Annotated in this window: 7 protein-coding genes; 1 reads left to right on the top strand and 6 read right to left on the bottom strand. The window is 43.8% G+C overall.

All coding sequences use genetic code 11. The features are described from left to right. Nucleotides 1-71: 71 nt before the first annotated feature. From B2Z67_RS02880 to B2Z67_RS02860, 5 genes are all read right to left on the bottom strand, one after another. Entirely contained in the window at nucleotides 72-1,400 is a 1,329-nt protein-coding gene (locus B2Z67_RS02880) for a TolC family protein (RefSeq protein ID WP_291528315.1), read from the bottom strand. A 44-nt stretch (nucleotides 1,401-1,444) separates the two neighbouring features. Next, entirely contained in the window at nucleotides 1,445-2,545 is a 1,101-nt protein-coding gene (locus B2Z67_RS02875; RefSeq protein ID WP_291528314.1) for an efflux RND transporter periplasmic adaptor subunit, read from the bottom strand. A gap of 67 nt (nucleotides 2,546-2,612) precedes the next feature. Next, nucleotides 2,613-3,857, bottom strand: coding sequence for an ABC transporter permease (locus B2Z67_RS02870; protein WP_291528313.1), 1,245 nt, complete (start codon nucleotides 3,855-3,857; stop codon nucleotides 2,613-2,615). Nucleotides 3,858-3,925: 68 nt separating this feature from the next. Continuing rightward, the gene (locus tag B2Z67_RS02865; protein WP_291528312.1) at nucleotides 3,926-5,185 is read right to left on the bottom strand and encodes an ABC transporter permease; all 1,260 of its coding nucleotides are present in this window, start codon (nucleotides 5,183-5,185) and stop codon (nucleotides 3,926-3,928) included. A 45-nt stretch (nucleotides 5,186-5,230) separates the two neighbouring features. Further along, entirely contained in the window at nucleotides 5,231-5,947 is a 717-nt protein-coding gene (locus B2Z67_RS02860; protein ID WP_291528311.1) for an ABC transporter ATP-binding protein, read from the bottom strand. Nucleotides 5,948-6,121: 174 nt separating this feature from the next. Between B2Z67_RS02860 and B2Z67_RS02855 the strand changes: the two genes are divergently transcribed. After that, nucleotides 6,122-7,102 carry an ROK family protein gene (locus B2Z67_RS02855; RefSeq protein ID WP_291528310.1) on the top strand — a complete coding sequence of 327 codons (981 nt, stop codon included), beginning with the start codon at nucleotides 6,122-6,124 and terminating at the stop codon, nucleotides 7,100-7,102. A gap of 213 nt (nucleotides 7,103-7,315) precedes the next feature. Here B2Z67_RS02855 and B2Z67_RS02850 read toward each other — a convergent pair whose 3' ends face one another. Beyond that, entirely contained in the window at nucleotides 7,316-8,620 is a 1,305-nt protein-coding gene (locus B2Z67_RS02850; RefSeq protein WP_291528309.1) for a M20/M25/M40 family metallo-hydrolase, read from the bottom strand. Nucleotides 8,621-8,981 lie beyond the last annotated feature (361 nt).

Here is an 8,981-nt window from a genome sequence, read left to right as displayed (position 1 = left end):
AATTATGAACAGCTACTTAAGAAAATAGCATGACAACTTTAGAAGCTGTTTTACCATGCATTATTTGTACGTCACTCGACAGGGATTCCTTTATAGAAATCTAATATCTTCGTACGAAACAGATATTCATATTTTGCCTGCAATTCATCGGACTGGGCTTTCATCAGATTCTGTTTCGCTTCGTTGTACTCTACGGCGGTAGCTTTGCCCTTGTCATATTTCTCACTCATCAGCCTGAAAGACTCTCCACTCGCTTCAGCAGCAATACTGCTACTGGTGTATTTGCTTTCGGAAGCAAGCGCAGTGTACCACGCCTGCTGAATTTCCTTGTAAAGCGTCTTCTTGGCATTGTCCAATTGCAGAGAGTAGTTCTCTTGTTGCAGCCGGGCTGAGCGTATGCGGTTGCGGGTTGAGAAACGGTTGAAGATGGGAACGCTTAGGCTTAAGCCGACATACTTTTTAAAATTATCTTCCATCTGCTGGCTGAAATTACGGTTAAGCGAAGAATAATAATCCGTACCAAGACTACCATTTAAGTTCAACTGAGGATAAAGTCCACTCTGGGCAATACGAATACTATGTTTACTTCCTTCCAAGCGATATTGCGCAGCCTGAATAGAAGCTTTATTACCCAATGCCATCTGATATACTTCATCGGGAAGAGTAAGAGGAACTAAATTCAACTTAACAGAAGGAGTCGACAAAGTAAAACCTTCCGGAGTCTCTAATTCAATAAGTTGACTGAGGTCAAGCAAGGCTAATTGATAATTGTTATCAGCCTGTACGGCGCTCATCTCATCCTGAGCAACACGTGCCTTTGCCTCTGCAACTTCGGCAGGCGATGCCTTACCTAATTCAGCAAGACGGGAAATACGTGCAAACTGTTCTTTACTTAGTTCCACCTGTCCTAAAGCTACTTGATGCAATTCCTGATTGAACAGAACCTGCAAATAGGCGGAGGCTATATTAATGGAAATATCCTCTTTCGCCTTTTCCAAATCCGCCGTAGCCGCTTTTAAATTCAGTTGAGCCAAAGCATACTGATTAGGAATCTCGAAACCTGTAAAAATAGGAATACTGGTAGATAAAGACATACTGGTACTATTGCTACTCGTATTCATATAGACTACCGATTCGGCACCGGTATCCTCATCTTTTACACGCATATCCGTACGCCCCCAATTCCAGTTTTGCCCTGCACTACCATTCAAGTTCGGCAGACGCGCCCACTTAGCCGTATTCACGTTTACTGCATTCTGTTCCGCAACATTGGCCGCCCGGCGTATATCTATATTATGCTCGATAGCGTAATCAATACATTGGCGTAGCGTCCAGCCTTCCTGAGCCTGAGCCGAAATACCTCCCAACATAAGACATGCTATGATTAATTTATTTTTCATATTCCAATGATAATATTGAGTTATAATAAATGATTTATGAAAGCCTACTTATCTTTCTTTTCTGCGCCACGTACTTTATCCTTGCCGCTCAAACCATCTTTGACGACAATCTTGATACCGTCGCTCATGCCCACTTGTATCTGCTTACGTTCAAACTTCTGGGCAGGCACACTATCCGTCATAATATACACAAACGTGCTGTCACCACTGAACTCAATCGTACTTTCAGGCAAAGTCAATGCTTTCGGCGCACGTTCAAGCACAATTTCCGCATTGGCGGAATAACCCGAACGAATCATCACAGAGTCGGGCACACGAATAGCCGCCTTGATTTCAAATTGATTGGCACCGTTTTCTTCCACACCTTTCGGAGAAATATATTCCAGCATAGCTTCAAATGACAAGTTCTGTAACGCACCGATAGTCAGTTTCACCGGCATACCTTCATGAACACGTCCTACTTCCGTCTCGTCAATCTTTCCTCTGAAGATAAGATCGTTCATGTTGGCAACTGTAGCAATTGTAGTACCGTCATTGAACGTATTACTCATGATTACCGAGTTACCGGCCTTTACAGGAACATCCAGTATCAAACCGTCGATAGTAGAACGGATAAGCGTACTTGAAAAAGAAGCACTGCTTTTTGTAATACCTTCCTTCACAATTTCCAGGTTATCCTTAGCTGTTTGCAATTCTTCACGCACTTGTTTCACACCCACCTCGGCTTTTTCATATTCTTCACGGCTAATCAGTTTGTCGTTAAACAACTTCTCTGTACGGGAGAAGTCCGTTTCACCCTGTTTAGCATTGAGTTCTGCCAGACGCACGCGGCTCTCGGCAGCGTTCAGCGTACCCAATTCGGGAATTACTTTCACTTTGGCAATCACCTCACCTTTGTGTATAGCCTGTCCTGCTTCCTTGTACAACTCGTCAATGATACCTGATATCTGGGGCTTGATAAGAATCTCATCCCTCGGCTCCACCTTTCCGGTTGCCACCGTTGTTTTTTCAAGATCGGCAATTTGTGGCTCCACCGTTTCATAAACTGTAATCTTCGGTTTGGACTTCTGATAAAGAAACACAAACGTAAAGATGAAAATGGCAGCTATTACCACCAACAATGCGATTTTCAAATACTTTTTCATACGATTATATATTATTATTTTATTTCCAGTACTAATTTTCAACTCTCAACTTTCAATTTTCAACTTCTTACTCATCCCTTATCGCCTCAATCGGCTTAATCGCCATAGCCCGGTAAGCCGGAGCCAGACCGGCAAGTACCCCTAAAGCAATCAGCAAAGCGCAAGTACCTATAGCCAATCCAAAAGATACCTGATAGTGAGTAGTGATATTTCCCGGATCATTGGCAGCCGCTTCCAGTACTTGCAACACAAGTACGGCAAAACTAATTCCCGCCATACCGGCAATAGTGGTCAGCACCATACTTTCAGAAAGGATTTGCTGCAAGATATCCCACGGGCGGGCGCCAATGGCACGGCGTATACCTATTTCCGTTGTACGTTCACGCACCGTCACCATCATAATATTCGATACTCCGATAGCTCCGGCAAACAAAGTTCCCAAACCAACCATCCAAATCAGGATACGAATTCCCGTCATCAGGTTATCTATCATGGAGAACATGGCTTCCGCATTCAACATCATTGTTGCCTGCTTATCATTCGGAGAGATATAATGGGCTGCTTTCACAATGCGTTCTACTTTTTCTTGGATATCGGTAACCTTGACGCCCGGTTTCACGGTGAAACAAAGCACATGCATCCGGTTACCCAGATTGTATGCCTGCTGCATGGTGCTATAGGGTAAAGTAATAGCCTCCGAAGCCTGTCCCTGAATATTGATGTTCCCTTCGGACGAACACATGCCGATTACCTGATAGTAAATACCATCCACCCGGATGTATTCTCCACACGGGTTCTGACCCGAACGAAACAAACTTTCATAAACGCGCTTGCCTATGACACAAACCTTGCGCGACTCCTGAATGTCCACATCGTTAATGAAACGGCCATAAGTCATTTCCTGATGTTCTATTTTCCCATAGTCAGGATACAATCCCTGGACATTAGCGTCATACTTCTTATCTTCATGTATGGCAGTTCTCCCCCAGTATGAAATGGAGGGAGTAATTACGTCAAGCTCTTCGACTCCTTTGCGCAAACGCTCGATATCCGAAATTTCCAACATCCATAAACGTCCTTTACGAAAACCTTTATATGCCTCACCTGTTCTTTGTGAAACGAGGAATGCAGAGTTCGTGGCAAAGCCTTCGAATTGCGAATTCATTTCTTCTTGCATACCTTGTCCACCACCAATAAGTGTCACCAGCATAAAGATACCCCAGAACACACCGAAAGCTGTCAGCAAGCTTCGCGTCTTGTTTCTCGTAATCGTGATGAGGATTTCCTCGCAAGAATCTATATCTATTCTCATGTTGTATAGTGATTAATGTTTAGTGATTAGTGATTAATACTTCTACGTCCATCGTTAGCCGTTCATCATTAATCGCTTCTTAACGCTTCTATCGGGCTGATACTTACCGCTTTCCTTGCAGGGAAGAACCCTGCCAGCGTGCCGGCAATAATCAGCGTAAGCGTAGCTTGTATGGCAATACTCAAGTCTACAGTCGGGTCTGAGAACATGGTTTGCTGGAACATACCTGCATCCATAGTCTGATTACCAAAGGCTGAATTCATCCACTCCGTGACGCCAATACCCGTTACCATACCGATATACCCGAATAGGGTCGTGATGGTAACACTCTCCACGATAATCAGCCAAAGGATGGAGATGGGTTTTGCTCCAAGCGCCTTACGAATACCGAATTCACGGGTACGTTCTTTCACTGTAATCAGCATGATGTTCGATACTCCGACAATTCCGCTCAACAGAGTAAAAATACCGATTACCCAAATGGCTATGCGCAAGATTCCCATTGCACTCTGTGTTCGCAGATAATTGGTGAAACGGTTCCATATATAGATAGCGCCATCATCTGTGGGGTCGAAACGACGGTTGGCGCCGATAACCCTACGATAATTGGCTTCAAAGAGTTCATTGCTTTCTATGGTTTCCAAATCCTTAGTGGTGAAAATAATATTATTCAATCGTTCCCCCTTGTTATAGATTGTCTGTAAGGTCGAAAAAGGAATGTAGGCTTCGCTGGCTTGGCGGTCGCCCTGGTCATTGTAGATGCCTACTACCTGATAAGCGACTCCGCTGGCATTGACAAACTGTCCGATGGGTTCGATATGTGATTTTTCAAACAGAATTTCAGCCGTTTTTTTATGAAGAACAATGACTTTCCGTCTTTCTTTCAAATCATTATGATTGATAAAGCGTCCATCTGTTGTCTTTACGGTTTCCACCTCCGTATAATTGGGATGCACTCCCAACAAGGAAATATTGACATATTCCTGTCCGAAACTGACGTTTATATTGCTTTGCCGTACAGTAGCGCCTACACTGATTACATTATCCGAAAAATACCTTTCGGTAGCATCCAAGTCATTATTCTCCAAAAGGATGAGACGACCTTCTTTCAATCCCTCATACGGCTTGGTAGTCCATCCCGGAAAAATGCGGATAGAATTCAAAGCGCGTTCCGAGGATGATTGTTCGAAAGCATGGATAATGCCATTACCGGCGCCCAGCAACACGATGAGCATAAAGATGCCCCATGACACGGCAAACCCCGTGAGGAATGTACGCAACTTATTCCGTTTGATGGTACCGTATATTTCTTGCCAAAGGTCTAACATAATATAGGGAGATAAATAATTAAAGATAATAAAGCTGTTACCATTCTATTTCATGAAACCATCTTTTCCGAAAGGAGATGCATCATGAAACAGATTCTCTTCGATGCTGCCGATAATACCGTCTTTGATATGGATAATCTTATCGGTCTGGTTGGCAACCCCGCTTTCATGAGTAACAACTACGATAGTCATACCCATCCGGTGCAGGTCTTTAAGGATTTGCATCACTTCTATGGAGGTTTTACTGTCGAGCGCTCCGGTAGGTTCGTCGGCAAGGATGATTTGCGGTTTGGTGATAAGCGCGCGTGCAATGGCTACGCGTTGTTTTTGTCCGCCGGACATTTCATTCGGCATGTGGTGCGCCCAATCCTTCAATCCTAAACGGTCGAGATACTCCAACGCCATGGCATTACGCTTGCGTCGGCTTACTCCTTGATAAAAAAGCGGGAGAGCTACATTCTCCACGGCGTTCTTGAAGTTAATCAGGTTAAAAGACTGGAAGATGAAACCAATCATACGGTTCCGGTATTCAGCCGCCTTTGTTTCACTGAGATGTTTAATGAGCGTACCGTTCAGGTAATACTCGCCGGTATCGTAATTATCCAATATACCTAATATATTAAGTAAAGTGGACTTGCCGGAACCTGAAGCTCCCATGATGGAAACAAATTCACCCCGCTTGATGTCGAGGTTAATACCCTTGAGCACATGCAGCGGCGCTCCGTTGTTGTAGGTCTTGTTAATGTTTGTTAGATGTATCACGTCGTCACTCTTTTAGTCTTTATTCCTGTTAATTTTGACTATTAGACGTGAGGATACTACGAAAAGTTGCAAGCGGAATGAACTTTTTTTAAAAAAGATTTTGAAGTGTCGTTTTTCTTTGTGTAATTTGTAACCATTACGAATTATTAACCCTTTAAACAAAACATTAGTATCATGAATTCAAACATGGAAAAACCTTACGTAGTGGGCATTGACATAGGCGGTACAAACACTGTCTTTGGTATTGTAGATGCACGCGGAACTATTATTACAAGTGGCTCTATTAAAACCGGATCTCACGAGAAAGTGGATGATTATGTAGACGAAGTCTGCAAAAATCTGTTGCCTTTGATTATCGCCAATGGTGGCGTGGATAAAATTAAAGGTATCGGTATCGGTGCCCCCAATGGTAACTATTATAGCGGAACTATCGAATTCGCACCGAATTTGCCGTGGAAAGGTATAATACCTCTGGCAGCCATGTTTGAAGAACGTCTGGGTATCCCTACTGCTTTAACCAACGACGCTAACGCCGCAGCTATCGGTGAAATGACGTACGGTGCAGCGCGCGGTCTGAAAGATTTTATCATGATTACCCTGGGTACAGGTGTGGGTAGCGGTATCGTTATCAACGGTCAGATGGTTTATGGTCACGACGGTTTTGCCGGAGAATTGGGACACGTTATCATGCGTCGTGAGAACGGACGCCTCTGCGGATGCGGTCGTCACGGTTGTCTGGAAACTTATTGCTCGGCTACCGGTGTGGCGCGTACGGCTCGTGAATTCCTCGCTGCACGCACTGAACCGAGTTTGCTGCGTTCTGTCCCTGCCGAAGACATTACCTCCAAAGATGTTTATGATGCAGCCGTTCAGGGTGACAAGCTGGCACAAGATATCTTCGATTTTACAGGTAATATTCTGGGTGAAGCTTTGGCGGACGCTATCGCTTTCTCCAGTCCCGAAGCCATCATCTTGTTTGGCGGATTGGCTAAATCCGGAGATTACATCTTCAAGCCTATCCAAAAGAGTCTTGATGAAAATGTGCTGACTATCTTTAAAGGAAAAACCAAGCTGAAGATGTCCGAATTGAAAGATTCTGATGCTGCAGTACTGGGAGCCAGTGCATTGGGCTGGGAATTGAAAGATTTGAAATAAAAGAAAGTTCTCCATAATCAGTTAGGGAAATCCTCCTTTTGTCGATGAAACGGCAGAAGGGGGATTTTTATTCATAAGTGTCTCGTCATAAATGAGAATTTATGCTTGAACACAGAGTCACAGAGACACAGAGTTTTATCTTTCTTTTAACTTACACTATGAATAATGTAGGTTCGTTCGGTATAATCTGAATTTGGGATTATTGAGACTGACTCAATCTCCTCCTGTTGCGAACACTGCCAGACTTTCATGCCCTTCGGCATCCACACTTTGAACTGCATAAAAGTAATTGTCTTTGCTGTAAGGGATACGAGCTTCGGTTCCTTCAACGCGGATTTTCGTTTGCCATTGGGATTGATCGGTTTCGCGAATCAGAACGTAGTAGCAAGCCGGTTTTTTCCCTTGTTTGGGCGAATCCCAGCGGAGAGCGGAATAATTTGTCAGTTTGGATACTTCCTGGCGCACATTTTCCGGAACAGAGGGAGCCAAGGCTAAATTAGCAACAGATGACAAGTTGATGCCGGTGTTCTTGCGAAGGTATTCAAAGTCGATACCTTCGATTTCATCTCCGTATCTGATTCCGTTTTCCTCCCGTACATATTGATGGGTGCGGTCGTAATTCTCGTGCATTTCACAGATACGCACTGCTGCATATCCTTTCCGGCTGAAAGGGGTATGGTCGCCACCACGTCCGAAACGATCGTTACGGTAAATCAGTTTGATTGTTGTATTATCAACATAACGCTCGCCCGTCTCTTTGATATAACGCGCCAATTGGCGTGAAGGACTGTCATTTTCAGCGGAGTTGTAAACTCGTATCCGTTTCATTTCATCCGTTTCAATGGCAGGGATATTCTCGGAAAAAACGCGCAGCATCGTGTTGTTGTGTGTATTTGTTTCACTGGCGTTTCCGTTGCCTATCATGTCGTTGTTGAGTACAGCAATCAGATTCCAGTTTTCCTGTTTGGCTTTATTCGCCATGTATTGTGCTCCATAAAGCCCGTGTTCTTCACCGGAAAGGAACATAATTTTCAGAGTGACAGGCAGGTCTATACGGGAAAGCAAGCGGGTAATTTCCATCAGGCAGGCAACGCCACTACCGTCATCGTTTGCTCCCGGCGCATATCGGATGGAGTCGCTTCCGTTTCCGTTACGATTATCAAAATGGGCAAGAAGGGCAATCTTCCGATCATCATCCGGATTGCTGCCCTGTATGGTTGCAATCACGTTGCATACGGTTACTTCTCGTCCCAGGCGTGTTCCCGGTCCGCCGATTGTATAAAACGCTTTTTCTACGGAAAGCCTTTCGTTTGAGGACGGAATATATGTGTTGACCTTTTGATACAGGTATTCGGCGGTGGCTCCTATTCCCTGGGTCGGGTGCGTCATGCTACTTAGGTTGTTCCGGTTATGGAAACCAACCAAATCCTGTATTAGCGCTTTCATATTGTCGACGGATATGTCGTTTACGGCAGACTCGATAATAGAGTCTCTGTTTTTGATTGTTTGGGATTTCATGCTGTTTGCGCAAAAAAATATTCCCAGAATAATACATAAAGAATGTAGTGCTTTCATCTCGCTGAACTGATGTTATAACTCTTCAAATATAAGGATAAATAATGAATTTATGGATATTATTCTTCGATATTCTTTTGAAGATATCATATACCCTTCTCTAAAGGGGAATCTCAAATGTTAATGTTGTGTTAAAGTGAAAAATTAGCAAATGTGCGGTTTAGCGGGAAAAATAGGGCTTACAGCATATTCTGACGGCGTTTTTTTCTCCAAACCGCACATTTGCCATAAATTATCATTTTTATACCTTTGCAGTATAAAAATACGGGAAAAGTTTCACGTAAGAAATCTTACGTTTGAATGT

The organism is Bacteroides sp. UBA939 (genome assembly GCF_002293435.1).
Lineage (GTDB): Bacteria > Bacteroidota > Bacteroidia > Bacteroidales > Bacteroidaceae > Bacteroides.
The sequence above is the reverse complement of the archived record's forward strand: the minus strand, read 5'-3'. Positions and strand labels throughout refer to the sequence as shown.

Coding starts and splice junctions, on each gene's coding strand:
- B2Z67_RS02880 (WP_291528315.1), bottom strand. CDS start 1,400: ATGAAAAATAAATTAATCATAGCATGTCTTATGTTGGGAGGTATTTCG.
- B2Z67_RS02875 (WP_291528314.1), bottom strand. CDS start 2,545: ATGAAAAAGTATTTGAAAATCGCATTGTTGGTGGTAATAGCTGCCATT.
- B2Z67_RS02870 (WP_291528313.1), bottom strand. CDS start 3,857: ATGAGAATAGATATAGATTCTTGCGAGGAAATCCTCATCACGATTACG.
- B2Z67_RS02865 (WP_291528312.1), bottom strand. CDS start 5,185: ATGTTAGACCTTTGGCAAGAAATATACGGTACCATCAAACGGAATAAG.
- B2Z67_RS02855 (WP_291528310.1), top strand. CDS start 6,122: ATGAATTCAAACATGGAAAAACCTTACGTAGTGGGCATTGACATAGGC.
- B2Z67_RS02850 (WP_291528309.1), bottom strand. CDS start 8,620: ATGAAATCCCAAACAATCAAAAACAGAGACTCTATTATCGAGTCTGCC.